Here is a 25,092-nt window from a genome sequence, read left to right as displayed (position 1 = left end):
ACGGTCCCAGCACGGCCGCTTCCCTATGCTTTCGAGCGTGGATTGCACTTGAGGCCTCCAAGATAAGCCCCCGCCGCTCCCACGCGGCGGGGTTCGAGCCGGTTCCCCACCGGCCTGAAGGGGCCCGCGTTCCCTTCCCCGTGTTCATGCGCGGTCTCTTACGGCAGGCGTGACATCCGAGGTGACGAAGTGACGAAGTGACGGTTTCTTAGGTTTCAGCCATTCCTCTCTATAAGCGAGATCTCTCCCTAGAGAGGTAATGCCATGAAGCTCGGAAATCGTCACTTCGTCACTCCGTCACCCGAGTCAGAGAAAGATCCATCGAATCTGAGCAGTTCGGGCGCTACCCGGCGAAGTACCCACTACCGCAACGCAGACACTGTCTGCACTGCACTCAAGAGAGTAGGTACACGTGACCGATCCCGAATCTCCCACCGACAGCGCACCCAACGCAGTCCTCCGTGGGTGTGACCACACCCGACGAACGGCGAAGCAGACGCTGCTGGCGCTCTACCCCGAAATGTTCCGAAACGAGCGCCAGACCCCTGCAGGCACGCAGACTCGCACGGCGGCGGACACAGCCAACCCACCACTCCACGGGCGACCCGACGCCCCCGGTCTCTACGACCTGTACACGTCCCCCGACGAGGGCGCGTATTGGGCAGCTCGCCTGGCGCTGTCCACCGACGGTGCATGGAAGATCGACGAACCAGCCCTCACCCCGCCCTTCAAGACAGGCGCCAGCGGAGATACCCACCCCGATGACGCACGCACCGGCTTCAGGGATCGTGTGCGAGATCTGGTGCGTGAATCGCGCGACAGTGACGACCTCCTCATCGCGCTCGACATCCTCTTGGGCGACGACTGCTACCTGCGGCCGGCGACTCCTCACCCGGTGCCACCCTGCTGCACGACACATGGGATCGTCGGACGCCGGTCTTCGAGCAAGCATGACTGAGATTGACCTCGCCGCCTTGCGGTCTCGGACACCGCTGCATCCTCGTCGTACTGCGCGCCGCGGAGATCCCTATGAACTATGGCGCGGACGCGCTCTCGGCCATTGGGCCCTCGCCGAGGGCGAGCACGCGCCTTCGTGGCTTCGGATGCGGAAAGACGAGGCACGCGAGCGCGTGCTGGCTCCCCACAACCGTGAGCGCATTCTCCGCGTGATGGCGGTTCTGGATCAGTGGCGGACTGCGACCGTCGAACAGGTGGAGGCGCTCGCTGACGTCGAAGGGCTATCTCGCGGTCGCACGAGCCTCGTAAGCGCGCTGTGGAATGCGGGTCTGGTCGACGTGGGTCGCTGGGGTCACACCTGGGGACAAGTCCCGCCGCGGGAACAGCTCCTCCTGCGACCTGCCGGTGACTCCGGAGCGGTGCAGGATCTAGCGTCCGTGCTCGGGTGGGCCGATTGGTTCTCTGTCACCGCCGGTCTCGGTTTCGATGCCTCCCGTCAGTATGCGCGCCACAACGTGCTCGCCACGGAGTTCGGTCTGAGGATGGCCGAGCACGGACAGGTAGGTATGGTGCTCGGAGAGAAGCTTTCCTCCTGGGAACTGCTCGTAAGGCCCGTACCGGGCGCGCCGGATCTTCCGCGTGGCGGACAGTCAGCGGCCGACCTCACCCTCATCCGCCCTGACGGGCTGCGAGTGCTAGTGGAGATCACCGCCACCACCTCTGGCATGGACGCGAAGGTCCGACGCCTCGCCAAACTGCTTCACCAGCGGCCAATGGCCTGGACCGGTCTGACGGCGGTCTTCGTCATCGTTCCGCGACACGACAAGCCCGACAGCACACGCGCCGACCTCAGGGTCGTGACCCGCGCTATTGAGCGCGCGGTTCGTTCTTTCCCCGGAATGGCCGGTGACCCGACCGCGGCCAAGATCGGCGTCGTCACGTGGCGGGCGCTCTTCCCCCGAAACGGTACTGCTCGCCAGGACTTCGGAACGCTGCCGACGATGGTAGCGACCGGCCCACCAAGCGCGCGGTGGCAGACGTCGCGACTGCTTGATCCGGCGACGTTTCCTTTCCAACCGAAAGATCCTGAAAGCATCCAAGCGGTGCTGCGGAACACCATCACCTTGAGGGGCATCCCGGCATCGCTGCGTCCCCACGGCACAGAACTCCCCACAGGAGGAGGGAAGGTGAAGCTGCGCAAGCGGCACGATCCGTCCCTCGCGCGGCTCATGCTTATGGGCTGAGCCTTCACCACCAACGAAAGTCGAGACAGCATGACGAAGTACCGCGACGCTTACTGGGACCGCCTCGAAGCTCTCGAAGCAATCGAGCGCACGCGAGAGCAGGAGGAGTTCTACCAGGAGTACCGCCTCAAGGCGCTGGCGCTGCCCCCAGATGACCGCAACCTTCCGCGAGCTCCCGCAGCCGCCTGAGCCGAAGGCCCCTCCCCGCTTGGGGCGGGGAGGGGCCTTCCCGCGCGCTCAGTCTCCTCGAGTCACTCGGATCACCGTTGTCTTGGACGTGCCGAGCGCGCGTGCGATGGCGTTGTACGATTCCCCGCTGGCACGGAGTTGTCTGGCGAGTGCCTGCTGGTCCGGAGTAAGGGAGCTGGGACGCCCGAGGTGCTGACCCCGAGCACGCGCCGCGGCAATACCTTCCCTCGAGCGTTCCGCGATAACGGAGCGCTCGAGGCTTGCCACCCCAGCCATGATGGTCAGCACGAGCTTCCCGGACGGGCCCGACGTGGAGATCCCGTCGGAGAGAGAACGAAGGGTGATTCCTCGCTCGTCTAGCAATTCGACAGTCCGCAGCACGCTGGCGGCGGAACGTCCTAGACGGTCGAGTCGAAAGATCAGAAGCTCGTCGCCGGGCCTCGCAGCGTCGACGAGTCGAGTGAACCCTGGACGCTCCATCGGATCGACGGTGCCGCTGCATGTGTCTTCGTACAAGCGGTCGTACCCTGCAGTGTCGAGGACGGAGCGCTGAGAGTCGTGGCGCTGGCCAGTTGTGGAGATTCGGGCGTAGGCGAAGGTGAGGGAGCTCATACCAAGACCATGCGCGGTGCAGGTCGGAAAGTCATGCCATCTGTACCGTCCGCGATGGGCGCGGGATTCCCGCGGGCAGTCCGGTCCAGAACTCCGGTCCACTCCGTGATCTTCGACGACCGAGTTTCGTACCACGACGCCCCGTCCACGCCTACCAGATCTCCGCCAGGCTCATTCCACACAGCGGGACGCAACGAATTGGCGCACCACACAATAGCGGCGCCGCGAGCGGTCACGGATCGGGGCGGAACATGACCACCTGCCGTCGGAACATGCGCGGGAATGGGTTATGGATATGCTGACGCTACAGACAGGCGGGGGGGGCGAGTGTCAAGTCAGATTGCGGTGCTCGGAGCCGGCGACGTCGATTTCCGGTTCCTTGAGGTTCGGTTCTCGGGCCCGGCCGGCGCTCGCGACGCGTTCGAACGACTCGTTGCGGACATCGTGGGCATCGTTCATCCCGACGTTCAAGAGATCCAGGCGAATCCGGGCGACTGGGGCATCGACGCCTTCGTAGGGGACTTGGGCGAGGCTGGTGAAGTTCACGTCTGGCAGTCGAAGTACTTCATCAACGGTTTCGGACCATCGCAGCAGAGTGAAGTGCGGGAGTCGTACAAGTCCGCGCAAAAGGCAGCACACGAGCATGGCTACAGGATTGCGTCGTGGACTCTGTGCGTCCCGTGCGAACTCGACGGTCCAATGCTCAAGTGGTGGAACGGGTGGAAGAAGCGCACGGCGAAAGTGGATGACCTAACCATCGAACTGGAGTCGGGCGGGCGCCTCCGGCGGCGACTCCAGGCCACTGCTGGTGAGGACGTGCGCCGGTTCTACTTCTCTCCTGTCTTTGCGGTGCCCGAACGCTCCGAGGACGAAGTGGAACGCGGGCTCGAGGAACTTGTCGATGAGTCGAAGTATGACGGCGCCCTCTTCGTGCGCCAGTTGGATGAAGCCGGGCTACCTGAAACCCGCTCAGCGAGGGAAGCGTTCTTCAACGCTGAAATCCTCGAACGCGAGGTCACAGACAAGGGTCTTTCGACCGAAGTCTCCGCCCTATCGACGTGGCGAGTTGCCGTGTCGTCGACGTGGTCGGTCGCATTCAACACTGCATGTCAGACGTCGCCCGAGCGACGGTTTCCTCGGCTGTATGGAGAAGTGCTTGCCGGGATCGAAGCCAGTCATGTGCGCGAAGCGGCGAGCCTGCGCGCACATGTGATTCACGGCGTTGGCCTGCTTCATCAGGCTGTGGACAACGGACGCGCTGGATGGGTTCGGGATTGGCGAGAAGTCGCGCAGGACCACCGATCTCGCCCCTCCCTGTCGAAGCCAGCGACCGGGCGCGAAGTCGATGATGAGACGGAGAACACTGATGACTAGTTCGACCGCGTTCATGGATAACGCCGCATCCACGCTCAGGGCTGAATCCGTCCCGGCCTTCCGCATGGCGCAGCTCCTTCTCGTCCTCGATGGCGTTCAGCCTCCACTGAATCGAGTCGACCTCGAGCGCCTTTCCATCATCGAATTTCTCTCGGCCAATCCGTTCCTTGTGGTGGGCGACGACTCGCCGGAAGCAAACGAACTTCGCCTTCAAGGGTTTGGGCGCCACTCCATCACATACGCCTCCCCTAGTCAGCGGTTTGTCTCCCGTCGCGAGCGAGTAGCGTCTGATGTCGCTCAGTTGGTCTCCCTTGGACTTGTTCGACTTTTCGTCGCTGACAGGCAACGAGTTTTCTCCCTCACTGAGCTTGGCGAACAGTCAGCCGAGCGACTCTGCTCGGTCTATGCGGATGCGTATCGGCTTAGCGTGGCCACTGTGGGCCCCTTGGTGATGCGGCTCTCGGCTCAACGGATGCGCCAACGCCTCGAGACCTGGCTCCGGGTCGACCCGATGCTTTTCGACCTCATCGACGCCCCCACATACCACGAGTTCGAGGCGGAGACTTCCGGCCTCGCATCACGCGACATGCTCTTCTAGGACCACTACCAATGACTGCCACTCGCCCTGCATTCAACGTCCGCGGCCTCCGTCTGGTCGGGCCAAACCACTCATATCGAGTCAACTTCACCGACCGGAATGATGCCGACGTGATCCGTCAGCTTTCGATAATCGCCGGCGAGATCAGCACTGGAAAGACTTCGGTGCTCGAGTTCATCGACTGGTGTCTCGGTGCGAAGGAGCACCCTGAACACGACGAGATCATGGCGAACGTACGCTCGGCTCAGCTCGCCATCGACGTGGCAGACGCGCGATCTACCGGAGACACCGCGAGTCGATACGTTATCGAGCGAGCTCTCGGGTCGAAGAAGACGGCCGCTTACCTCTACACCGGCGATTTGGACAGCATGTCTGGAACCCCGGTGAGGTCGTTCACTTCAGACCCCGCGGATACCGACTCTCTGTCGCACTACCTACTTCAGTTGTGCGGCCTCGCCGGTTTGCGCTTGGACGAAGCACCAACGCAAACGGATTCGAAGACAAGCGTGCTGAGCTTCCGGGATCTACAACCCCTGTGGTTCCTGTCGAACCGACGGCTTGACAACGGTGACCTCACTTACCACAACCAAACCGCGCGCTCCATCAAGCTGAATCAGGTCGTTAACTTCTTCTTCGGAGTATCCGATAACCAGCAGTCCTCGTTGTCGCGTGCGGTAGAAGAGCTCGGAGCTGAGGAACGCGAACTGTCGCGCGCCGTCCAGACCCTTCGCACCTTCATGACGGACGCGGGCTTCACGACGCTCGAGGAAATCACTGCCGAGTCGGACCGGCTAGGGACACGGGTCGCTGAGCTCAACGCCAAGAGGCGGAGCATCGACGCCGACATCTCCGCCCGCGGCGACTTCACGACCGAGCTTCGCGCGGCGTTCGCGCGGAGCACGAATCACGCTCGGAGAATCCAGACTGAGCTGCGTGATCGAGAGACTCTGACGCTGCGGCTCGAACCGCTCCGTGCTCAGTATGCGGACGAGATCCGCCGACTCGACCTTGTTGCGGAGTCTGTCAGCCTCTTTGACTCCCTGACCGTCGTTACATGTCCCGCGTGCCAAAGCCACTTGAAAACGTCACCGACCGTCGTCGGTGACCGATGCTCGCTGTGCCACTCGGACTTGACCTCGGATGACACCCCGCAAGATGAAGCTCCCGACCTTTCGACCGAACGACGCAACCTCGTCCGCCGGCTGAATCAGCTACTCGCATTCTCGCAGGAGGTGAGGGCAGAAGGTGACGAGCTTCGTCGCAAGCTGAGTGCGGCAAATGATGAGGTCCAGGAGGCTCAGTCTGCTCTAGACAGCGTCTCGCGCCAAGTCGTGTCCCCGTTCCTCGCACAACGTGACGAGATACAGAAAACGCTCGGCGATGCTCGGGTAGACCTCAAGACTGCGCTTCGGGCACGCCAGATGCTGCTCCAGCTACAGCAGAAGGAAGTGGAGCTGCTGAAGACTTCAGCAGCTCTCAAGGAAGCACGGTCGAGGAAGGCTGAGTACCTAAAGCGAGCCACCCCGCGGGATACGATTCTGGCTAGGGTCGGTGACCGGATTCATGAGATCCTTCGAGACTTTGACTATCCGAAGGTCGATCTCGTTCGGGTTGACAGGAACCTCGTCCCCTATGTGCGTGGCCGACGCTATGACCGAGTCGGCTCATCTGGGGCGATGACTCTCATCGCCCTTGCGTGGGAGCTCGCACTCTTCGAGCTCGCGTTCGAGCAGGGAATGGGACATCCCGGCTTTCTCATTATCGACAGCCCGCAGAAAAATCTGGTCCCAGGGTCAGTCGTCACCACCGCGCCTGAGACGCCCAGTAGCTCCGACAGTGAGGGCGAAGAGCTCGGACGCCTCATCACGACGCGAAGCAGACACATCGTCGAGAACATCTACATGCATGTCTCGGACTGGGTTTTGAAGCACCCCGGCGCTCAGATCATTCTTGTCGACAACCAGCCGCCGTCGGTCGCTTCTCAACACACCGTCGTGCGGTACTCGCAGAATCCTGACTACCCGCCATATGGCCTTATCGAGAACGAAGACGGACGCGACCAAGACCGGTAGCGACTCGCTTCCTCAGCGAGCCGTCACGTCCGGGTGGTTCGCCGGCACCAACTCCTGAAGCGACACCTCAAAGATCTGCGCCAAGGCTAGGAGCGTTCGCAACGTGGGGTTTGAGGGCGCACCGGACTGCGCTTCGCCACGCTCGTAGCGCTGATACGTGAATCTAGCTAGACCCGCACGAAAGGCGACCGCTTCTTGCGACAAGCCTTTCGAGACGCGCAGACGACGGATCTGAAGACCAAGCTCTGCGGCGAACTTCTGCCACTCGTCGTCAGCACTCACGTCCGTCCTCATCACTCTCCAACGATCCGATGAAGGCGCTGACCCATGGATATGTCTATGTGGCAGAATCGGTCACCACGACGCATCAACCGACGGCCGACGCCTCGCGTTTGACGATCTGCATGTGCGGCGCTGTGCATAGACCCCGGGGCGGCTCGATGCATGCCCTTCAGCCCCGAGTCTGGAGTGAATGTGACAGATCTGACACCAACCTGGTGGATCGCCACCGATGTCGAGGCGCCCCGCGAGTGGCAGGACGCATTCGAAGCGCTCACCGAGGAGAAGCGCGCAGACCATCTCGGTCTTGCCGCGGGCATCTTCGTCGCCACTGTGCGGCGAAGAACCGGCGGCGGACCCACGTTCAAGGAGCTGTTCGCTGCTCTCTTCAACGACAAGCCTCTGCACCCTGAGTGGCCCGCTGGCCTGAACTATGTCACTCGCACCGCGATTCTTCACGCGTTTCGCCTCCACGTAGCGATTCAGTGGAAACGGGGCGGATGGATCAGCTGGGACAAAGATGTTGAGCGCAGTCTCCGGGTTGGCCCGACATTCCGCGAGCGCGCTCGTGCCCACCAGGCTGCGAGGACTCAGTGAGAGCACTTGAACGCGCGTCGACCATCGATCTCCCGGATCAGCGCGTGGCGGTGTGCGGGGACTGGCACGGCAACGTCGGCTGGGTCAGGACGCTCTCTCGTATCCTGCCGGCGCTGGCACCGGACGTGACGACGATCCTGCAGCTCGGTGACTGGTGGATCGATCCCGATGCCGTCGATGAGGCACTCGCTGACACGAACATCGACCGCATCTATGTGACGCTCGGCAACCACGAACCGTGGTCGGACGTCACGCCGCTCCTCGACGAGCAGCCTAGTTCAGCCGTCCGAGTCTCGAAGCTCACCTGGCTCCTGGCAAGGCCCGCCAGGCTCACCATTGGCGGACGGTCGGTGCTGTCGCTCGGCGGTGCAGCCTCCGTCGACAGGCTTTGGCGACGAGAAGGCGCCGGATGGTGGCCCGATGAGCGCATCGATGACTCTCATGTGGCCGCGGCCATCGCTGGTGGTCCCGCTGATCTGATGCTGACGCACGAGTCCCCTGCCCGCACGCCCGTTCGCGCCGTACAAGAGGTGCTGCGGTCCAACCCGATGGGATTCCCTGACGAAACGCTCGCAGAGTCCGCACAGTCACGCGAGCGGGTTGCCAAAGTCTGGGACGCCATCCGACCAGGACTGCTGATGCATGGTCATATGCATGTTGCTGGCGGCGGCGCGACCGACGACGGGCGCCGCGTGGCGAGCTTCGGACGAGACACGATGCAGGGCAGCCTCGCGTTCCTCGACCTGCGGACGCTGCGCCTAGAGGTCCCCACGGTCCAGCAGATGAGAGAGGCGGCATTCCCCGTTGGGTAACGATGACCACGTCCGTACGCGAGAGGAGCGGCTGAACGGAGTCCTCGAAGCGTTCCACTCCTGCCGCCTCGACGGCCTCGCTCCGACACGTGATGCGATCCGCGACGCCTGGAACTACATCGAGGGCCGCCGCACCCTCGACGAGATCATCGAAGACGTTCGTCGCCGCCACACCCGGAAACCCGAGAAGGAGCCGTGACCGAGGAGGAACCGAACCCCTGGGCTGAGATCGTCGGTCCGTGCTACACGGTGACCAGCATGGCCCGCACCCTCGGACGGACGGAGGCTGAGGTCATGGAGGCTGGGAACGATCTCAGCCTCCTCATGTTGCGCACCGAAGACGGCGTCTACCTCTTCCCCGTCTTTCAACTGCACGACGGCGAGGTGGTTCCAGGTCTGCGGGAGGTTCTTCTCACCCTCCAGACCGGCGTAAGCGACTCCTGGACATGGGCGCAGTGGTTGAACGTCTCGTTGCCCGAAGCGGATCCGCCCCGCAACATCACGCGGCTTATCGAGGGGCGCCTTGATGAAGCGCTACGGGACGCGCGACACGACGCTTGGTCATGGAGTAACTGATCCGAGATCATCCTTGCGGGAGCACCAAGCTCGTGGTGCTGGTGACGAGATGTCCGGCAGGAGAAGATTGCTCCCGCATGCCGGCTCGCTCGCTAACGTGCGCCGCACCCGGTAAGGCCTCGGGCGGAAGCGGGTAGAGCGCCCCGGGGTTGTGGAAGACAGTGGTGCCATCAATCCAGCGTTCCTCATATCCCTCACCCACCTGCTGACTGAATGGCACAACCTCGCCCGAGTTGTCTTCCGCGTAACGAGAACCGCGATGGAACGCCAACAGCGATGACTCCCCCATCCCCGCCGCGATGCCCATGCGATTGAACTTGCTGAGTGTCCCTGCTGCATTGAAGATCACGGCACTGATCCGCTCCGAATCAGGCAACTTAAAGAAACCGGACTCAAGCTCCTTCGTGCCCCATTTAAGTGTTCCGACGGGGACCTCGACCTGGCGGACGACTCCATCCCGCTCCACATCTTCGATGCGCACACCGTAGAGGTATTCGTACAGCGCGGGCTGGCTCCACGTCATCGACAGGTCCTGATGGAAGTCTTGCACAGCAATCACGAAGGGTATCTTCCGCGCTCCGGTTCGCTCCCAGTAGCGCTTTCTGAGCTTTGCAACAAGCGGGCCGGAGAAGCGAGTCGGCAGGTAGTTGTGCGCATAGTCAAAAAGCTCGTCAGCCGTCTCCGGCGGAACGGGCACGTTGTGCACTGGCGGCGGGTTCGCGGTCGTTGCCTCGACGTAGAAATCTCCGAACACACCTCGTGCAAGGAAGTCTGGCGCGGGCTTGGGCTGTTCGACTCGTAGACCCGCCTCACGCATCAGCGCCCATACATATAGTTCCCACACCCTGGCATCGAAGGCAGTGGTCTGAAACTGCTCGACGAAAGTTCCATCTTGGTTCTCGTACCAACGCATGGCGACCTCTATGAGGCGACGCGCAGCGACGGCACTCGTCTGATCTCGTAGGTACTTGAATCGAACGTGCAAGCGATCCTCGTTCGAAGCCACTCTGAAGAAGTTCTCGGAAGGCCTCTCATCGCCTTGAGTGCGTGAGTTGTCGTAGTCCGCGTGAACATTCGCCATAGCTTCCGCAGTCGCATTCACCGCGGCACGTACATCTGCGTGTGGGCCTAGCAACCTGACTCCCCGATAGCGTCCAGAGAGGTCGGGAGCGAGCACGCAACTGTGGAGCTCGCGGTCGGTCAAGTCAACGAATAATACGCCGAGCACCTTAGCGGGTCGGATCTCCAGCCACGCAACTTCCTTGGTCGGCGCAAGTGGGCCCGCCCCCCGGGCCCAGACCACGAAAGCGTTGAATCGCTGTTCGCTGATCTCCGAGATCTCGACAGGTGTGTCGTTCGTATTCACCGTCTGCCTCCTCCGCCACCTGCGACCAGAGTAGCGATGCACCCTGCTCGCCAGCCCGAAGTTGCACTGCCCCGCCTCAAGGCGTCGCCGGCAACGCGAACCATAGCCCGGCTGAAGCGGGCCGCGCCGGCCGCAGTCTCGATACGCTCGCTCCATGTATTCGTTCCGCGTACCGCTGCATGTAGGAAACAGCAATCCGGACACCGCCGAGAGTCGACTCTCGCTATCAGAGTCGAACAGCGAGAGCATCTGGCTCCAGTCGAATGGGCCGCTCGCGGACGCCGAGAGAGCGGCGTTTTGCGGATCCGGCTACCCGACCGCTGAAATAGCGGAGCAACGGGCCAATGAACTTCTTCCGGCGCTGCGGCTCACTTCTTTACGCACAGGAATCTACTTCGACTTCTTGTCCCGCGAGGCATCCGCTGGGATGTCTGAGACCGCGCTGCGCGACCTCAATGAGGCTCTCCCGACAGGAGTTCGCGCTGCCCGCTTTCGCCCGGGGGTCACGGTGCACCTGACATCGGAGGACATCGTCGTGCCTCGACTGAGCGCAACAGTTCGCGCTCATACGCCCGCGCAGACCGTGGGCGCGACGTTCCAGCGCGCGATGCGCTCCGCGACCGCCTCACCGCACGGTTCTCTGGCATTCGACCTATATGTTGCCAGTTGGCGAATGCCCACGGATGACGCCCGTCTTCTCATGCTCACGTCCGCCGCCGAAGCCATGGTCGTCCGCAAGAAGGTCTCTAGTGAGGAACGAATCGCTCTTCGCCGACTTGCCGCCGTAGTCCGAGCCGATCAGACGCTGTCACCTATCAGTAAGAAGTCGTTGGAGAATCGGATCGGATCGTTGCACAAGGAGAGCATCAGCTCTGCGAGCGCCCGACTCGCAGACCGTTTGAACCCGCGCACCTTCTTGGATCGAACGGCGCGTGATTTCTTCAGCTATGCGTACGACGTCCGAAGTCGTCTCGTGCATGGCGACGTCCCTCCTTCAAGCTCGGAGGTCGCGCTCGTGCTAGGCGCTCTCGGCGAGTTCGTACGAGAGCTCATAGAACTGGAGCTGTCGTCTCTCGAGACGGCACGTCCCTAACCAGAGAGCGAGCCGGCTACTTGTCCTGTGGACTGGTCTCGACACCGGTCGGGAGGTACGCCACGTGGCCAAGCACGCCATCAAGCAGAGCCATGACGTGGTCGTCGTACAAGTCGTAGCGGACGTTGCGCCCGTCGCGATTTCCTGACACGAGGCCGAGCTCGCGCATCAGCCGTAGGTGGTTCGACACGGCTGTCTGACCAGCTCCCACAGCTTCGCAGAGCTGGGTGACGGTCAGCGACGATTGTCGCAGCGCGGTGAGGATCCGCAGCCGCACCGGAGAGGAGAGGCCGTGCATGACTTCCGCCAGCCGAACGGCTGCGCTCGACGGCAACATCGTCGCCGCATCGAAGTGCATGTCTCGCGTCACCATAGTGAGTCTACGACGACGACACTCTCTCCGAATTGACGATACATCACGAATTCGTGATGTAACTTGAAGGCGATATCCCAGCGATGAGGAGCCAAACGCGTGAGTCCGATACGCCCGACAGCCGCTGATCTCGCTTCCGCGTCGGCTGCTGATGACTGCGGCTGTGCCCCGAAACCCGCCGAGAGGGATCGACTGTGGAAGCGCCCAATCAATCGCCGCGGCGTCTTCGAGCTCGGCGCCTTGAGCGTGGTGGCGCTCGCAGCGTTCGGGGTCGGATCCGGCGTTTCCATCGCACATGCCGCAACGTACCCGTCGTGGGACGACGTTCAGCGCGCCAAGGGCAACGAGGCAGCGAAGGGTGTCGAAGTTCAACGCATCCAAGGCCTCATTCAGTCGCTGACGCAGAAGGTCGCTGACACCGAGGCCGCAGCACTGCTCGCATCCGACGAGTTCTACGCAGCGCAGCAACAGTACTTCGAGGCGATCCGGGTCGCAGACGACCTGCAGGCGCAAGCCGACGAACAGACCCTCATCGCTGAGGAGGCGTCGAGGAAAGCCGGACAGCTGGCGGCGCAGCTCTATCGCAACGGTGGCGACGACACCACGCTGCAGCTGTTCTTCGCAGGCTCTGCAGCCGAATCGGATGAGCTGCTGTCGCGATTGGGAACGCTCGACAAGTTCATGCAGCACAACCGCGCGGTCTACGACGAAGCAATCTCGTCGAAGAACGCGGCACAGTCGCTCACAGATCAGGCGGTCGTCGCTCGAGACGAGCGCGACCGACTGCAGCAGGTCGCGGAGCAGAAGATGACAGCAGCGCAGGAAGCCGCAGACGCCGCACAGGCTGCGCTCGACGAGCAGACCACCTACCTCGAGACGCTGAAGGCACAGCTCGCGGCGCTTCAGGACACGACCGCGCAAACGGTTGCCGCTTACCAGGCCGGCGTCGCAGCGCGTGCCGCGGAGGAGAAGGCTCGTCGGGAGAGAGAAGCCGCCGAAGCCGCGGCGAACAGCGGCGGCAACGGGGGCGGAGGGGGCCAGGCCGGTAGCGGAGGGTGGGTTCGACCGCACGGTGGCGCACGCAGCTCGAGCTACGGTCCACGGACCCCGATCTGCGGGCCCCAGGGCTGCTCATCGAGCTACCACTACGGCGCAGACCTGGCGAACGGATGCGGTGCGGCGATCTACGCCGCGAACTCGGGAACAGTCGACTATGCCGGAGCCAACGGGAACTACGGCAACTACGTCCGTATTCAGCACGGTGGCGGCGTGAGCTCGGGCTATGCACACATCAAGCCGGGCGGAATCGCCGTTCGTCGCGGTCAGTGGGTCGAGTCGGGACAGGTCATCGCATACGCGGGCAACACCGGGCGATCCTTCGGGTGCCATCTGCACTTCGAGGTGTACCTCAACGGTGGCTACACCAACCCGGTGCGTTTCATGGAGGACCGCGGCGTCTACGTGTGAGATAGCGCCGCGGCCCTACCGGATCACGTCAGCCCGGAGTAGGAATGGAGCCCCGGGAAGTAGATGTTCACGACGGTGAAGTTGAACAGCACTGCTGCGAACCCAACAATCGACAGCCACGCAGACCGGGAACCACGCCACCCCCGGGTGGCGCGCGCGTGGATGTACCCCGCGTAAAGGACCCAGATCACGAAGGTCCACACCTCTTTGACGTCGAATCCCCAGTAGCGACCCCACGAGTCGTTCGCCCAGATCGCTCCCGCGATGAGGGTGAAGCTCCAGAACATGAAGCCGACGATAGTGAAGCGGTACGCCAGGGTCTCCAGCGCGTCCGCGGACGGGATCGTGCGAAGGAAGCGAGGACCGCGCTTCTGCTTTCGCGCGTCCGGAGCGTCACTGAGGAGACGCTCGCGCCTACCCTGCATCAGTTGGGTGATTGACACGCCGCAGGCGAGAGCGAACAGAGCGGTGGCGAGCGAAGCCACGAACACGTGGATCACCAGCCACACGCTCTTCAGCGGATCCATCAGCGGCACAACCTCGACATAGAAGCCGAGAGTCGCACCTCCGAGAAGCAGCACGGTCATTCCGAGCAGGAACGCGCCCAAGAATCGAAGATCGTACAGCCGCAGCACCACGAGGTACACGGCGACGATGAGGAGCGTCCCGGTGAGCGCGAATTCGTACATGTTGGCCCACGGGACCCGCTCGGCCGCAATGCCTCTGCCGAGAGTTCCTCCTAGCTGGAAGAGGAACGCCAGAACCGTGAGCGACGTTCCGATTCGCGCCCACAAGCGTCGGGGTGGCCGCTGTAGAGCGGTGTCGGCGCCGGGGACATCCTCGGCGACCTCTTCGGATGAGGATGCCGGCCCACGCCCGCCGACGGTCGCCAATTTCCGCACGGGAACGGCAACCGGTGCGGCGCTGCGCTGCGCGAGGTCGATGGTGTACGCGGTGAACGCGAGGAGGTAGGTGGCAATCGCGGTCCAGACGAGGAGGAGGGAGATGCCGTCGAGGCTGAGCTGATTCATGACGGGTTCCTTTCGGTCGTGTCGTGCTGCTGGTCGTTGTCAGAAGTGGCCGGCGGGCTTCACAGGCTCCGCGCCGAGCGAAGTCGAGTGACGATGTGCGAGATCGTCGACCGCTCGTTGCAGCGTGGGGTCGTCGCCGCGCGCGAGGCCGGCGTACTCGATGTGGATGCCGTCGATCCCGTCGCGGGCTTTCACCCACACGCGACGCCGGGGTACGAACAGGCCTGCGAAGAGACCCACCATGGCAATCACCGAGAAGAGGAGCACTCCCCCACTGCTCGGATCTTGTTGGATCTGCAGCGAGGCGAATCGCTTCACTGGTTGTTGTTCCTCTGCGATCTCCCATGTGACGGACCCCCAGCCATTCGGGAGGTCAGCTGTGTCACCGGGTCGGAGTTCCAACGAGTCGGTGCCGCTGTCGCCGCCCGTCTCCTGGTCGAGTCCGCTCACGTCGAGCGTGTAGACGGAGCGCGGCGTGCCGTCGTCGATGCCGAGGTCCCCGCTGAAGACGTTGAAGGTGAGCACGGGATCGACGACGTCGGGGTAGATGGACGTGAACGCACCTGACGGGAGAGTGCCCTGCGTGGGGTAGAAGAACCCGACGAGCCCGACTTGCTTCGGTAGCCCGTCCGGGATTTTGATGATGCCCAGGGAGGTCATGTTCGAGTCCTGCGGCAGGAACGGCTGCGACTCACTGAACACGACGTCGCCGTCGCCGTTCCTCACGGTCAGCGTCGGGGCGTACCCGTTCCCCAGGAGGTAGATCCGGTCATTCGCAATCGTGGTCGGGTAGTTCACTCGAACGCTGCGCTCACTGTCCTGCTCGCCCGGCTGGCGGACCGTGATCTGCGCATCGAAGTTCTCTGCCTGTCCCGCGCCCGGTGTGCCCGGCAGTCGATAGGCGACGCGGAAGTCGTCGAGCGTGAGCGAGTACGGAACAAGTCCCGCGCCGTCGACGAATCGTCCCGGGTTGAAGGACGAGTAGTCGCTCAAGGCATTCACGAACGTCGTCCCCTCCACCACGACTCGTTGTCCGGTGTACGCGAAGGATCCGCCTACTGCGACCGAGAGGAGCACCCCGACGAGCGCGACATGGAAGACGAGGTTGCCGGTCTCACGGAGGTAGCCGCGCTCTGCTGATACCGAGTAGGTGCCTCCCTGGTCGTAACGCTCGACGCGGTAACCGGATCTGCGCAGCATGTCGGAAGCCGCGGAGACAGCCCCCTCAGCATCGCCACCCTTCCCAGCGATGAACCTCTCGCGATGAGCGGGCAACCTCGACAGTCGGGACGGAGTGCGCGGAGGTCGTGACCGCAGCGCGACATAGTGGTGCTTCGCACGCGGGATCACACACCCGATGAGCGAGACGAACAGCAGAAGATGGATGGCGGAGAACCACGGTGAGATGTAGACGTCGAACAGTCCAAGGCCGTCCGCGAGCGGGAACGCATCGGGGTTGTTCCTTCGCCATTGCACGACGCCGTTGGGGTCTGCGCTGCGTTGCGGGAACAGTGAACCGGGGATCGCTGCGACAGCGAGGAGCAGAAGCAGCAACAAGGCGGTGCGCATGCTCGTCAGTTGTGTCCACCCCCATCGCAGCCAGCCGGTCACGCTGAGCGCCGGGCTCGTCACCTCAGATGTTGCGCCGGTATCGGCGTGGTCGGCTGGCCGGAGCGGATCGCCCTTGGTGTCGGGGTCAGAGAGGGAGCGGGACATTGATAATCACCTGCTGAAGTTGGGACATGAGAGCGGTCCAGAGGCCGGAGACCATCAGGATCCCGAGAGCGACGAGCATCGCTCCGCCGATGAGGTTGAGCGTGCGGACATGGCGTCGGAGGAAGGCGAGCGAGGAGGACGCCCATCCCCACCCGGCGGCGAGGACGATGAAGGGGATACCGAGGCCGAGGGAGTACGCCAGCCCGAGCAGGCCGGCTCGAGCGGGGTCACCCAAGTTCCATGACATCGAGATGATTGCGGCGAGTGTCGGGCCGATGCAGGGTGTCCACCCCACTCCGAGTGCGAACCCCAGCAGCGGGGCGCCGACCAGACCTGCACGACTGCCGATCCGTGGGCGCATCGTTCGCTGCGCGACGCCGAAGAGTCCGATGAAGACGAAGCCCATCACGATGATGACGACGCCGAACACCCTGGTGAGAATGTTCGCGTACTGCAGCAGCACGAAGCCGAACGCACCGCCGAGGATGGTCACGGCGACGAAGACGGTCGTGAAACCTGCGATGAACAGCGCCACCCCCAGCATCAGTCGACCGCGGTGCGACTCTCGGCTTCCGCTCTTGCCCTGTTCTGGCCGCACAGTTCCGCCGAGGTACCCCAGGTACCCGGGCACCAAAGGGAGGACGCACGGTGAGACGAAGGAGACGAGCCCGGCGAGGATCGCCACGGGGATGGCGATCCACAGAACTCCGTCGACGATAAGCGTTCCAGGGTTCATGGGACGCTCTCCTCGAGAACGTCCTCGACGAGCGTCGCGAGGATTGAGGCACTGTCGAGCTGACCGATGACGCGGGCGGCGACTCTGCCGGAGCGGTCGATGACCAGGGTGGTCGGCGTGGCTTGGATCGGCGTCACCTGAGCGAAGGCCAGCTTGACCTTACCGTCGTTGACGTCGATCACGCTCGGATACGTGACGCCGTTGTCTTTGGCGAACGAGAGCGCGGTGGCGGGTTGGTCGTAGGTGTTCACCCCAAGAAAGGCCACGCCGTCGTCGCGATAGTCCTGCCACACCTGTTCGAGGTATGGCGCCTCGACGATGCAGGGGCCGCATGCGGCGTACCAGAAGTTCACGACGAGGACGTCGCCGCGGTAGTCGTCACTCGCGACTTCCTCTTCGGTCTCCGTGACCCCTTCGAATGTCACCGGCTCTCCGCGCTCGTCTTGCGGGATCTCGACGACTTGGAAGTCTCCCGCGATGAAGCCTTTCTCGTTGCCATCCCTGTACTGCTGGGAAAGGGAGTCGTTGGACGCGCACCCTGCGAGCAGGAGAAGGACGGGTATGGAGGCGAGCACGGCGTGACGAATACGTCGTCGTCGGCCGTGATCCTGCGCGCTGGGGACGCCGGTGGCGGGTGGTCGGGGGACGGGCTCGCTGAGCATAGGTTCCTCTTCGGATCTGAATCTCGTTTGGCAGGGCAGAGCCGGTGGTTATCGGGCTCATGCCTCGCGCCCGGGCCATCAGTGCTCGACGAGGAGCGGGTCCCGGGGCGACGTCGCGTCTCGCTCCCGAGTGACGAGCATGACGACGGCGTGAATCGAGGAAGCTCAGGTCCGCGACACGCGGAGTTTCGTGAGAGAGGGGGCGGTGGCCCTCATCGCGATGCTCGGAAGAAGTCGACGTATCAGGTGAGACCTGATACGTCCCGGGTTCATTAGAGGCATTGGCCGACGCAGAGCGCTGAGGAGCAGGAGAAGTACTCCGCAGAACAGTCCGAGAGCGCACGCAACGGGGCCCATGCCGATACTCGATGCAGAGGGCTCCCCCGCCGACGCAACCGAGGGCGCGTCCGGCGCAGCGTTTCGTGCATCGAGCGCCGAGGGATCGTCGACGCCGACGGACGTCGATGCATCAGGTGTCGCCTGATATGGAGCGCAGGCGACGCCCAACACGAGCAACAGTGACGCCATGACCACGACAATCACACCGACGGCAAACGGCGATGTCGCCGCCTTTCGCCCTAGACGAGGGTTCATCGCCCCGCCTCTCAGGTCGAGGTCATCAAGCGGGACGCGCCGGAGCTCATTCACCGGTCTGCTCCCGCAGCCAAGCGACAGGATCGACCGTTCCGTCTCCTGTCGACACTTCAAGGTGCAAGTGCGCACCAAAACTGCGTCCGGTGTTGCCGACTCGTCCGACGACTTCGCCGACGGAGACACTCTCCCCCTCACGAACTCCGAGGGAGCCGCGCAACATGTGCGCGTAGCGGCTGAATACCGTCTGCCCGTCGATCTTGCTCTCAATGTAGACCGTGACCCCGAACGCCCCGCCGTTCTCGGTCGCGATGCGGACCGTTCCGCCGGCCACGGCGCGGATCTGAGCTCCCTCACCTGGTGTGAAGTCGGCGCCTTCATGCATTCGCCCCCACCTGGGCCCGAAACTCGACGACGTGGGCACGCTGACCGGGAACGGCCACTGCACCTCAGCATCGGGATCGAGCAGCAGGGATCCGCTGAAGTAACGGATTCCTGCTGCCGCCGCGAGCTGCGGGACAGACGTCACGCTGAAGCCGTTCGACCGACCAAGGTCCTCCGCCGCAGCATCCTCCGGCACGACAAACGCCTGAATGTCACTATCGGCGGCGGATCCGTCGCTCTCGGAGGGCGCGAACCGCGCCGTGGTATCCGTCCTGGCCGCCGCGACGGTCTCGGCCGGGATCGTCATGCCGACCATGAACGAGGAAGCGACGGTCAATGTGCCCACCACGATGAGCGTTCTCCCGATTCGCCGCCCGATGGACCTCGCAGGAGCAGGCTTTGCAACGCGTCGAGCGTCCTGCTCCGTGGGGGTGGTGGATGGAGTCGTGTTCACCGTCTTCGCCGGAGTCCGCACGTCGTGCTCTCGGCTCGGAATGCCCTCGTCACGAGGTCGATGGTCGGATGCACTGATTGGTGGAATCGGCGGATGGGACAGGGCCTCGCGCCTGCGCCGAAGTTCGGAGCGGGTGACTGGCGGAGTCGGGGCTGTCGACGCGGTCTCTCGGCGTCGAAGCTCCGACCGCGTGAGAAGCGGCTCCGGTCGAATGTTCGGCTCGAGAGGGTCATGTGTGGTCACGGTTCGGGCCTCCGGATTCGGGTTCGGGGGTCGAGTCTGGGCCGTTCGACGATGCACGTCGAACGATGAGGGCAAGTGTTGCGAGGCTTCCGAACGCGAGCAATGGCGCGCTCAACGCGAGCCACTTCTCCGCGAGGATGCCTGGTGCGATGCCTGAGCGGAGCGGCACATCCGTGATTGCGGCAGCGACCGTGTCGACGCCTGCTGTGTCGAGGATCGCGCCGTCCGGGGCTATGACTTGACTGGTGCCCACAGTGGAAACGTTCACCACGCTCTTACCGGTCTGGATGGCACGCATCCGGGCAAAGGCCAGTTGCTGAAGGTTCTCGTCGGAGCCGCGGAAGTCCGCGTTGTTGGTTTGGAAGATGTAGAGCTTCACATCCTGCTCAGCAGCGGCACGGATCACGTCGTCGAAGATCACGTCGAAGCAGATCGCGAGACCGATGTCGGTCTCGCCGACGGTCACGACGGGTGGGTTCGTGCCGGCAGTGTACTCGCGCTGGATCAGCCCGACGAGGTCGGGGGCAAGGCGCTCGTACAACCATCGGTCGGGGACGTACTCGCCGAATGGGACGGGATTGACCTTGTCGTGGACTTGAGAGCTGCCGGGGTTTGCCGTCCACAGGAAGGAGGTGTTGAACGTCTCATCGCCTCGTGCCGTCGCCGCGTTCGCCAGAAGCGGCGCCCCCGTCCGGGACACGATCCGATTCAGTTCAGAGGCGGCCTGTCGGTTGCGGAACGGGTCGAACTCCGCCGATCCTTCGGGCCAAACGAGCACGTCCATGTTCCGGTCGAGAATCGGTTCCGATGCCTCGACCTGTGCTTTGAGCAGGTCACCCGAGGCTCTACCGTCGAAGTAGCCTGAGGGACCGTTGCCTTGGACCCACCCAACCGCGAATGTGCCCGCGCCTGTCGTCGCATATTGCGGTGTCACACTGAGTCCGAAAACCAGGACGACAGCGGGCGTCAGAACGGACACTGCGCGCAACCCGATACGAAGCCACTGCACGATGCTCGCAGCGATGACCGCGATGGTGAGCGAGAGCCCGGTCACACCGATCCACGACGTAGCTTCCGGGAACGGGCTCTCTACCTGCGTCATCCCGAGTCGCACCCAGGGGAACCCGCCGTACGGCCACGATCCGAGCACGATCTCGCGGGCAACCCACAACCCGCCGACCAGTGCGGGTACGGCGACGATTTGCCAGACACGACGGCCACGGAAGCGGCTCGTCCATCGGTATGCCAGCGCTATGGGAACCGCACCGAGCCCGAACAGGAGAGCCTGCAGCCCCGACAACGCGATGCGTGGCAACGGCCCGAGGAACTGACCAACCCAATCGAGGTGAAGCGCGTAGAACGTGACACCGAACGCGAGACCGACGAGCAGCGCTCCGCCGACGCTACGTCCGACGGTCGCAACCAAGGTGAGGACGACGCTGACGAACGCGAGGGGCCACCAACTGACCTCGGGGGTCGCGAGGTCCATGGCGAGTCCACCGACCGCCGACAGTGGAACGGCGACCCATACACCGACGAGTGGTCGCGTGAGATCAGTGTGCGTCGTTCGGGCCTCAGACGTCGGCGTGGAGTGGAGTGTCGTCGGCATTGCTCAGGCGTCCCGCTCGCGGAGTTTCTGGAGGTACGCGTTGTACTCATCCAGCTCGGATGATCCGTACATGTCTACGTACCGGTCCTGTGCCTTGGATCGTGCGGTGTCCTCCCGGAACCATCGGTGCATGACGTAGATCAGCATCAGGAGCGTGGGGGCCTCGCCGTACGACCAGGCGAGTCCGCCGGCGAGCCGCTGGTCTTCGATGGGGTCGAGTCCCATGGCCTGCGTGGGCGCGACGAAGTGGGTGATGAGCATGGTGGTGGCCATCATGAGGAACACTCCGAAGAAGGCGTGCAGCGCGGCTTCGGCGAACACATCGAGGGCGCGGCCGCCGTGACTGAGGCGAACGGGTAGCGGGTCGGAGCTCAGGATGGGGATTGTGAAGATGATGCCCGCGCCGAGGAACGCCACCTCGAGGGCGATGTGTCCCGCGGTCGAGCTCAGGAGGGAGTCTGCGAACCCCGCGAGGTACAGGCCGTAGAACGCGGCCAGATAGAGAGGGAGCGCCGCCCATGGGCTCAGAGCCCAGCGCGCGAGTCTGCTGCGCAGCCCCGCGTGGGCGACGGCGAGTGCCCTACGCCCCAGCCCTACGTGCGGGGTGGCGCGGAGCAGCAAGGTGCCCGGAGATCCCAGGATGAGTAGCGGCGGAATCGCCATCATCAGAGTGAGCTGCTGGAACATGAACACCGACATCAACGCGTAGCCGTAATTCTCCACGGCGAGACCGGTCGTCCCAGCCAGGAGCGCGCAGCCGCTGAGGAAGCTGAACGTACGCCAGATGGACCAGCGTCGACCGTGCGTCCACATGCGAACGGCCCCGACCATGTAGAGAAGTGCAAGCAGCCCAGCGACCACCGGCAGCACCGGAAGCGCCCCCGGAACCACGGCGAAGTAGTCAGGGAAGGTGGGCGCGACGTCGGGGATCCACGGAGTCATCGACGGGCCCCCTCCGGCCTGTCGATGAGCTGAGCGATGAGTGCCGACATCAGGGTCGGGGGAACTTGATAAGGCTTCCCGCTACCAGGAAGACGACTGCTGCCGCGGGCTGGATTCCGGTCCAGACCGGTCCGGCGAACGGGAAGGGCATGACGGGATTCCACAGGACGGCGATGGCGATGAACACCGGGATCCACCACCAGTGGCGCGCTTGCACGGCGAACCATCCGACGATGACCGCGAGGATCGACGTGACGTAGAGGATGACCGAGGCCCAGTCACTCGCCAGCAGCACGGGGGCGAGGAACAGCACCGCGGCTGCGAGCAGACTCGGAGCAAGAGCGTTCCGCTGATAGGTGGAAGGGGTCCGCTTCTTCTGTGTCATGAGCGTCCCCATCCTTCGCTCATGTCCTGTGGCATCGAAGCGGGAGGCGTGACGACGTCGTCCTCTGGACCACGGCGGCGCCGAAGTAGCCCGACGACCAGCACGACGGCACCGACCCCCAGCGCCACGTCCGCCAGATTGCCGATGAAGAGGTCCGAGTAGGCGAGGAAGTCGGTGACGTACCCGCGGCCGAACGCAGGGGGTGCGAAGAGACGGTCCAGGACGTTGCCGATGGCTCCCCCGAGAATGAACCCGATACCGACCGCCCACCACGTGGTACGGGATCGGATTGCGCTCCTGATGAGCACGACCGTCGCTGCGATTCCGACTGCGGTCAGCAGCGGAGTCGCGCTGGAACCGAACGACAGGATGGCACCCGGGTTGAACGCCAGTTGCAGCCCGAAGAGGTCTCCCAGTAGCGGAATGCGCTCCGTGGTACTCAGTTGCGCCAAGGCGACCGCCTTCGACACTTGGTCGATGATGACGGTCGCACCGGCGACGGCGAACGCGATGGCGAGCTTCGGCACGCGCGCACTCATGATCACGCGCCTCCTTCCGTGTCGGCCGCTGCTCGGTCGCGCCGGCGGCGCTTCCACCCGGCGAACGCGACACCGACAGCGCCCGCTACGAGAACGAACCCCATGCCGATGACGAACAGGATGCCGAGGAACCCGAGATCGTCTCGTTCCACCGGCCGCTCTCCGTTCTGCCTTTGATGACGGTCCTTGTCCGACTCTGTCTCTTCGGGCGACGGCGAAGGCGACGGCGTTGAACTCTGTTCCGGAGTGGGGGACGCGGTAACTGGTGCGACGTCCCCAACTGCGGACGCTGAAACCGAAGGCGAAACCAGCAGGACCGTCGCGAGGATCAGCAACGCACACGCGACGGCACCCCACGCATGTTTCGTCGTGGCCATCGGATGTCTCATGTGTGATCCTCGTTTCGGTCGGTGCATTTCGGACGAACGTATTCAGGGGCGCTTCATGATGTGGCGTGCAATCGAGATCGCGTCACGGCGTGCCCCGTCGAAGGTGTCTGAATCCTGGCTACCGTGGCTCGGCATGCCGACGACGAACAGACCTGGGACGCTCGTAGTCCCGCGCTTCCGGCGACTGGACGTGGCATCGAGTACCGGACGGGGAAGCCAGCCGTCCGCGGGCAGGTATCCGGTCGCGTAGATGATGGACTGCGGAACGATACGACGACCATCGTCGAAGACGATGTGTGCTCCGTCTGCGGCGATGGCCGCAGGCAGCACCTCGATGCCGAGTTGTTCCCATTCCGGATCCAGTGCGAGAGCTGCCCCACCTCGCGCTTTTGCCCGACGCCGCCCGACGCCGCGTCGTGCCGGTCGAACTGCGGAGACCGCCGACGGCTGGGACGACAGCGTGACGCGGTGCGTGCGACTGAGCTCGCGCGCGATCTCTTGGCCGCTGTGGCCGGCTCCGACGACCAGCACGTCACCGCTGGGAATCTGGCTCGGTCCGCGATAGTCGGCGCTATGAACCATGATCCCCGTTACCGCGGCGTCTACCGCCCAGTTCGGGATCCGAGGTCGAGCCGCGGACCCGGTGGCGCAGACGATGTTGCGCGTCTGTACCGGCCCTTCGTTCGTTGACAGAAGCAGAGTGGATCCGTCCCCCAGACGGTCCACGCCTGTCGCTCTGCTGCCCCACAGCGTCGTGAGGCCTAAGGCGGCCTCGACGTCGAGAAGATGCTGTTCAAGCTCTCGCGGTGACGGGCGTCGATAGGGGTCGCCTGTGAGATGCCGGCCGGCGACCGTGCTCCGCCCGGCCTCTGTCAGGAGTGTCATCGACGACCAGCGGAACGCCCACGAACGACGCCCGTCAGGATTGCTGTCGATGACGGCGAAGTCCCGTTGCGGCTTCAGGCCCGAACGCGAGAGTTCGGCGGCGACGGAGAGACCGGCGTGGCCGGAGCCGACGATGATGACTCGACGATGAGAGAGGCCTAGGAGTGTCATGTTCCCTTGCCCGCTGAGAGGATCGCGTTCTCGAGGTCGTCGTAGCGCTCGAGTGTGATGGCATCGCCGTTCACGAAGAACGTCGGAGTTCCGCTTACTCCCAGTGCCTGACCGTCGTTGTAGTCGAGATCGACTCGTGCGACCGTCGCGGGGTCAGAGATCGCGGTATCGTAAGCGGCCATGTCCAGGCCGATCTCCTCAGCGAAGCCTCGGAACAAGCTCGCCCGCGATTCCTGAGCTTCACCCCATTGAGCCTGCGTCTCGAAGAGCTTGCGGTACATCTCCTCAAGGCGTCCCTGCTGCGCAGCCGCTTCGGCCGCGAACGCGGCATTCCTGGAGTTCAAGTGACCCGGTAGCGGGAAGTAGCGGATGACATAGGTGATCTCGCCGTCGTAGCGCTCGCGAAGGTCTTCGACCACGGGGTAGAAGGCTCCGCACGCTTCGCATTCGAAGTCGAGGAATTCAACGACGGTGACTGACCCGTCTCCCCCGTCGTCGAGAACGTGCGAGTTCTCGCGGAGCACCTGCGCCGTAGAGCTTCCGTTCTCGGATTCTGGCGGCGCAGTGTTCTGCTGGTTAACGATGACGACGATTACCGCGACGATAATCAGGACGATGGTTACGGCAAGGGCAGCGAGGCCGGCTTTGACGGCGGGTTTCATCAGGTACTCCAAGGACTGTCGACACGGTCGAAGGTCGAGCGGTTGCTCGATGGGATGCGCACGCGCGAAGCGCGACGCTTCGAC

Annotated in this window: 28 protein-coding genes; 12 read left to right on the top strand and 16 right to left on the bottom strand. The window is 63.7% G+C overall.

Going from position 1 to position 25,092, the window contains the following annotated elements; all coding sequences use genetic code 11:
* Window positions 1-412: 412 nt before the first annotated feature.
* The 3 genes from ACLFA2_RS15515 (at window position 413) to ACLFA2_RS15505 (ending at window position 2,390) form a co-directional block, all read left to right on the top strand.
* A complete protein-coding gene (locus tag ACLFA2_RS15515) occupies window positions 413-958 on the top strand; it encodes a hypothetical protein (RefSeq protein ID WP_149084830.1) in 546 nt (181 codons plus the stop codon).
* A 145-nt stretch (window positions 959-1,103) separates the two neighbouring features.
* Window positions 1,104-2,201 (top strand): hypothetical protein, encoded by a 1,098-nt coding sequence (locus ACLFA2_RS15510; protein WP_101846705.1) that lies wholly within the window; start codon window positions 1,104-1,106, stop codon window positions 2,199-2,201.
* A gap of 30 nt (window positions 2,202-2,231) precedes the next feature.
* Window positions 2,232-2,390 carry a hypothetical protein gene (locus ACLFA2_RS15505; protein ID WP_158297113.1) on the top strand — a complete coding sequence of 53 codons (159 nt, stop codon included), beginning with the start codon at window positions 2,232-2,234 and terminating at the stop codon, window positions 2,388-2,390.
* A gap of 48 nt (window positions 2,391-2,438) precedes the next feature.
* On the opposite strand, the gene ACLFA2_RS15500 is transcribed toward ACLFA2_RS15505, so the two are convergent.
* Complete coding sequence (locus tag ACLFA2_RS15500) at window positions 2,439-3,002, bottom strand: recombinase family protein (protein ID WP_149084829.1); 564 nt, start codon at window positions 3,000-3,002, stop codon at window positions 2,439-2,441.
* A gap of 327 nt (window positions 3,003-3,329) precedes the next feature.
* Here ACLFA2_RS15500 and ACLFA2_RS15495 point away from each other — a divergent pair, with 327 nt between their 5' ends.
* Genes ACLFA2_RS15495 through ACLFA2_RS15485 form a run of 3 tightly spaced genes read left to right on the top strand, consistent with a single transcriptional unit; the run spans window position 3,330 to window position 7,046 of the window.
* Window positions 3,330-4,376 carry a hypothetical protein gene (locus ACLFA2_RS15495; RefSeq protein WP_426621588.1) on the top strand — a complete coding sequence of 349 codons (1,047 nt, stop codon included), beginning with the start codon at window positions 3,330-3,332 and terminating at the stop codon, window positions 4,374-4,376.
* Window positions 4,369-4,974 carry a hypothetical protein gene (locus ACLFA2_RS15490; RefSeq protein WP_052674578.1) on the top strand — a complete coding sequence of 202 codons (606 nt, stop codon included), beginning with the start codon at window positions 4,369-4,371 and terminating at the stop codon, window positions 4,972-4,974. The genes ACLFA2_RS15495 and ACLFA2_RS15490 overlap by 8 nt, the downstream gene beginning before the upstream one ends.
* An 11-nt stretch (window positions 4,975-4,985) precedes the next feature.
* Window positions 4,986-7,046, top strand: coding sequence for a hypothetical protein (locus ACLFA2_RS15485; RefSeq protein ID WP_159463192.1), 2,061 nt, complete (start codon window positions 4,986-4,988; stop codon window positions 7,044-7,046).
* A 12-nt stretch (window positions 7,047-7,058) separates the two neighbouring features.
* On the opposite strand, the gene ACLFA2_RS15480 is transcribed toward ACLFA2_RS15485, so the two are convergent.
* Window positions 7,059-7,328, bottom strand: coding sequence for a helix-turn-helix domain-containing protein (locus tag ACLFA2_RS15480; RefSeq protein WP_200838701.1), 270 nt, complete (start codon window positions 7,326-7,328; stop codon window positions 7,059-7,061).
* A 162-nt stretch (window positions 7,329-7,490) separates the two neighbouring features.
* Here ACLFA2_RS15480 and ACLFA2_RS15475 point away from each other — a divergent pair, with 162 nt between their 5' ends.
* From ACLFA2_RS15475 to ACLFA2_RS15460, 4 genes are read left to right on the top strand one after another with little or no spacing between them, the layout of a single operon-like run.
* Window positions 7,491-7,922, top strand: a complete 432-nt coding sequence (locus ACLFA2_RS15475) for a hypothetical protein (RefSeq protein WP_045262780.1) — start codon at window positions 7,491-7,493, stop codon at window positions 7,920-7,922.
* Window positions 7,923-7,966: 44 nt separating this feature from the next.
* Window positions 7,967-8,734 carry a metallophosphoesterase family protein gene (locus ACLFA2_RS15470; RefSeq protein ID WP_259980956.1) on the top strand — a complete coding sequence of 256 codons (768 nt, stop codon included), beginning with the start codon at window positions 7,967-7,969 and terminating at the stop codon, window positions 8,732-8,734.
* Window positions 8,727-8,933: an antitoxin VbhA family protein gene (locus ACLFA2_RS15465; protein WP_045262778.1), complete on the top strand. Its 207-nt coding sequence runs from the start codon at window positions 8,727-8,729 to the stop codon at window positions 8,931-8,933. The genes ACLFA2_RS15470 and ACLFA2_RS15465 overlap by 8 nt, the downstream gene beginning before the upstream one ends.
* The gene (locus ACLFA2_RS15460; protein WP_045262777.1) at window positions 8,930-9,310 is read left to right on the top strand and encodes a hypothetical protein; all 381 of its coding nucleotides are present in this window, start codon (window positions 8,930-8,932) and stop codon (window positions 9,308-9,310) included. The genes ACLFA2_RS15465 and ACLFA2_RS15460 overlap by 4 nt, the downstream gene beginning before the upstream one ends.
* 7 nt (window positions 9,311-9,317) lie before the next feature.
* Here the strand turns inward: ACLFA2_RS15460 and ACLFA2_RS15455 are convergent, their stop codons facing one another.
* On the bottom strand, window positions 9,318-10,676 hold the full coding sequence (locus tag ACLFA2_RS15455) for a hypothetical protein (protein WP_158297114.1): 1,359 nt from the start codon (window positions 10,674-10,676) through the stop codon (window positions 9,318-9,320).
* 154 nt (window positions 10,677-10,830) lie between these two features.
* Here ACLFA2_RS15455 and ACLFA2_RS15450 point away from each other — a divergent pair, with 154 nt between their 5' ends.
* Window positions 10,831-11,769 carry a hypothetical protein gene (locus ACLFA2_RS15450; protein ID WP_149084826.1) on the top strand — a complete coding sequence of 313 codons (939 nt, stop codon included), beginning with the start codon at window positions 10,831-10,833 and terminating at the stop codon, window positions 11,767-11,769.
* Between the two features lie 16 nt (window positions 11,770-11,785).
* Here the strand turns inward: ACLFA2_RS15450 and ACLFA2_RS15445 are convergent, their stop codons facing one another.
* Window positions 11,786-12,142 carry an ArsR/SmtB family transcription factor gene (locus tag ACLFA2_RS15445; RefSeq protein ID WP_045262775.1) on the bottom strand — a complete coding sequence of 119 codons (357 nt, stop codon included), beginning with the start codon at window positions 12,140-12,142 and terminating at the stop codon, window positions 11,786-11,788.
* Window positions 12,143-12,250: 108 nt separating this feature from the next.
* Between ACLFA2_RS15445 and ACLFA2_RS15440 the strand changes: the two genes are divergently transcribed.
* On the top strand, window positions 12,251-13,609 hold the full coding sequence (locus tag ACLFA2_RS15440; RefSeq protein ID WP_101848709.1) for a peptidoglycan DD-metalloendopeptidase family protein: 1,359 nt from the start codon (window positions 12,251-12,253) through the stop codon (window positions 13,607-13,609).
* A 23-nt stretch (window positions 13,610-13,632) separates the two neighbouring features.
* On the opposite strand, the gene ccsB is transcribed toward ACLFA2_RS15440, so the two are convergent.
* From ccsB to ACLFA2_RS15380, 12 genes are all read right to left on the bottom strand, one after another.
* Entirely contained in the window at window positions 13,633-14,640 is a 1,008-nt protein-coding gene (gene ccsB, locus ACLFA2_RS15435; protein WP_101846719.1) for a c-type cytochrome biogenesis protein CcsB, read from the bottom strand.
* Window positions 14,641-14,679: 39 nt separating this feature from the next.
* Window positions 14,680-16,356 carry a cytochrome c biogenesis protein ResB gene (gene resB, locus ACLFA2_RS15430; RefSeq protein ID WP_101846722.1) on the bottom strand — a complete coding sequence of 559 codons (1,677 nt, stop codon included), beginning with the start codon at window positions 16,354-16,356 and terminating at the stop codon, window positions 14,680-14,682.
* Window positions 16,337-17,092, bottom strand: a complete 756-nt coding sequence (locus ACLFA2_RS15425; RefSeq protein ID WP_126893206.1) for a cytochrome c biogenesis CcdA family protein — start codon at window positions 17,090-17,092, stop codon at window positions 16,337-16,339. The genes resB and ACLFA2_RS15425 overlap by 20 nt, the downstream gene beginning before the upstream one ends.
* Complete coding sequence (locus ACLFA2_RS15420; protein WP_082066388.1) at window positions 17,089-17,754, bottom strand: TlpA family protein disulfide reductase; 666 nt, start codon at window positions 17,752-17,754, stop codon at window positions 17,089-17,091. The genes ACLFA2_RS15425 and ACLFA2_RS15420 overlap by 4 nt, the downstream gene beginning before the upstream one ends.
* Window positions 17,755-18,394: 640 nt before the next feature.
* The gene (locus ACLFA2_RS15415) at window positions 18,395-19,036 is read right to left on the bottom strand and encodes a M23 family metallopeptidase (protein WP_426621587.1); all 642 of its coding nucleotides are present in this window, start codon (window positions 19,034-19,036) and stop codon (window positions 18,395-18,397) included.
* A 376-nt stretch (window positions 19,037-19,412) separates the two neighbouring features.
* On the bottom strand, window positions 19,413-20,915 hold the full coding sequence (gene lnt / locus ACLFA2_RS15410) for an apolipoprotein N-acyltransferase (RefSeq protein ID WP_200838704.1): 1,503 nt from the start codon (window positions 20,913-20,915) through the stop codon (window positions 19,413-19,415).
* Between the two features lie 123 nt (window positions 20,916-21,038).
* The gene (locus ACLFA2_RS15405) at window positions 21,039-21,977 is read right to left on the bottom strand and encodes a cytochrome c oxidase assembly protein (protein WP_045262771.1); all 939 of its coding nucleotides are present in this window, start codon (window positions 21,975-21,977) and stop codon (window positions 21,039-21,041) included.
* Between the two features lie 49 nt (window positions 21,978-22,026).
* Window positions 22,027-22,362: a DUF6804 family protein gene (locus ACLFA2_RS15400; RefSeq protein ID WP_045262820.1), complete on the bottom strand. Its 336-nt coding sequence runs from the start codon at window positions 22,360-22,362 to the stop codon at window positions 22,027-22,029.
* The gene (locus ACLFA2_RS15395; RefSeq protein ID WP_045262819.1) at window positions 22,359-22,901 is read right to left on the bottom strand and encodes a signal peptidase II; all 543 of its coding nucleotides are present in this window, start codon (window positions 22,899-22,901) and stop codon (window positions 22,359-22,361) included. The genes ACLFA2_RS15400 and ACLFA2_RS15395 overlap by 4 nt, the downstream gene beginning before the upstream one ends.
* A gap of 2 nt (window positions 22,902-22,903) precedes the next feature.
* Window positions 22,904-23,053, bottom strand: coding sequence for a hypothetical protein (locus tag ACLFA2_RS15390; protein ID WP_156149084.1), 150 nt, complete (start codon window positions 23,051-23,053; stop codon window positions 22,904-22,906).
* A 279-nt stretch (window positions 23,054-23,332) separates the two neighbouring features.
* Complete coding sequence (locus tag ACLFA2_RS15385) at window positions 23,333-24,346, bottom strand: NAD(P)-binding domain-containing protein (protein WP_149084824.1); 1,014 nt, start codon at window positions 24,344-24,346, stop codon at window positions 23,333-23,335.
* The gene (locus tag ACLFA2_RS15380) at window positions 24,343-25,008 is read right to left on the bottom strand and encodes a DsbA family protein (protein ID WP_060921356.1); all 666 of its coding nucleotides are present in this window, start codon (window positions 25,006-25,008) and stop codon (window positions 24,343-24,345) included. The genes ACLFA2_RS15385 and ACLFA2_RS15380 overlap by 4 nt, the downstream gene beginning before the upstream one ends.
* Window positions 25,009-25,092: the final 84 nt, after the last annotated feature.

It is taken from the genome of Microbacterium sp. As-52, assembly GCF_049949185.1.
Lineage (GTDB): Bacteria > Actinomycetota > Actinomycetes > Actinomycetales > Microbacteriaceae > Microbacterium > Microbacterium maritypicum_A.
The sequence above is the reverse complement of the archived record's forward strand: the minus strand, read 5'-3'. Positions and strand labels throughout refer to the sequence as shown.

What these genes read in the sequence shown, in the direction of transcription:
- ACLFA2_RS15485 (WP_159463192.1), top strand. Translation starts at nt 4,986, where the DNA reads ATGACTGCCACTCGCCCTGCATTCAACGTCCGCGGCCTCCGTCTGGTC.
- ACLFA2_RS15415 (WP_426621587.1), bottom strand. Translation starts at nt 19,036, where the DNA reads ATGACGATCCCGGCCGAGACCGTCGCGGCGGCCAGGACGGATACCACG.
- ACLFA2_RS15400 (WP_045262820.1), bottom strand. Translation starts at nt 22,362, where the DNA reads ATGACACAGAAGAAGCGGACCCCTTCCACCTATCAGCGGAACGCTCTT.
- ccsB (WP_101846719.1), bottom strand. Translation starts at nt 14,640, where the DNA reads ATGAATCAGCTCAGCCTCGACGGCATCTCCCTCCTCCTCGTCTGGACC.
- ACLFA2_RS15420 (WP_082066388.1), bottom strand. Translation starts at nt 17,754, where the DNA reads ATGCTCAGCGAGCCCGTCCCCCGACCACCCGCCACCGGCGTCCCCAGC.
- ACLFA2_RS15500 (WP_149084829.1), bottom strand. Translation starts at nt 3,002, where the DNA reads ATGAGCTCCCTCACCTTCGCCTACGCCCGAATCTCCACAACTGGCCAG.
- ACLFA2_RS15405 (WP_045262771.1), bottom strand. Translation starts at nt 21,977, where the DNA reads ATGACTCCGTGGATCCCCGACGTCGCGCCCACCTTCCCTGACTACTTC.
- ACLFA2_RS15395 (WP_045262819.1), bottom strand. Translation starts at nt 22,901, where the DNA reads ATGAGTGCGCGCGTGCCGAAGCTCGCCATCGCGTTCGCCGTCGCCGGT.
- ACLFA2_RS15475 (WP_045262780.1), top strand. Translation starts at nt 7,491, where the DNA reads ATGCCCTTCAGCCCCGAGTCTGGAGTGAATGTGACAGATCTGACACCA.
- ACLFA2_RS15385 (WP_149084824.1), bottom strand. Translation starts at nt 24,346, where the DNA reads ATGACACTCCTAGGCCTCTCTCATCGTCGAGTCATCATCGTCGGCTCC.
- ACLFA2_RS15380 (WP_060921356.1), bottom strand. Translation starts at nt 25,008, where the DNA reads ATGAAACCCGCCGTCAAAGCCGGCCTCGCTGCCCTTGCCGTAACCATC.
- ACLFA2_RS15510 (WP_101846705.1), top strand. Translation starts at nt 1,104, where the DNA reads ATGCGGAAAGACGAGGCACGCGAGCGCGTGCTGGCTCCCCACAACCGT.
- ACLFA2_RS15445 (WP_045262775.1), bottom strand. Translation starts at nt 12,142, where the DNA reads ATGGTGACGCGAGACATGCACTTCGATGCGGCGACGATGTTGCCGTCG.
- ACLFA2_RS15425 (WP_126893206.1), bottom strand. Translation starts at nt 17,092, where the DNA reads ATGAACCCTGGAACGCTTATCGTCGACGGAGTTCTGTGGATCGCCATC.
- lnt (WP_200838704.1), bottom strand. Translation starts at nt 20,915, where the DNA reads ATGGACCTCGCGACCCCCGAGGTCAGTTGGTGGCCCCTCGCGTTCGTC.
- resB (WP_101846722.1), bottom strand. Translation starts at nt 16,356, where the DNA reads ATGTCCCGCTCCCTCTCTGACCCCGACACCAAGGGCGATCCGCTCCGG.
- ACLFA2_RS15490 (WP_052674578.1), top strand. Translation starts at nt 4,369, where the DNA reads ATGACTAGTTCGACCGCGTTCATGGATAACGCCGCATCCACGCTCAGG.
- ACLFA2_RS15450 (WP_149084826.1), top strand. Translation starts at nt 10,831, where the DNA reads ATGTATTCGTTCCGCGTACCGCTGCATGTAGGAAACAGCAATCCGGAC.
- ACLFA2_RS15505 (WP_158297113.1), top strand. Translation starts at nt 2,232, where the DNA reads ATGACGAAGTACCGCGACGCTTACTGGGACCGCCTCGAAGCTCTCGAA.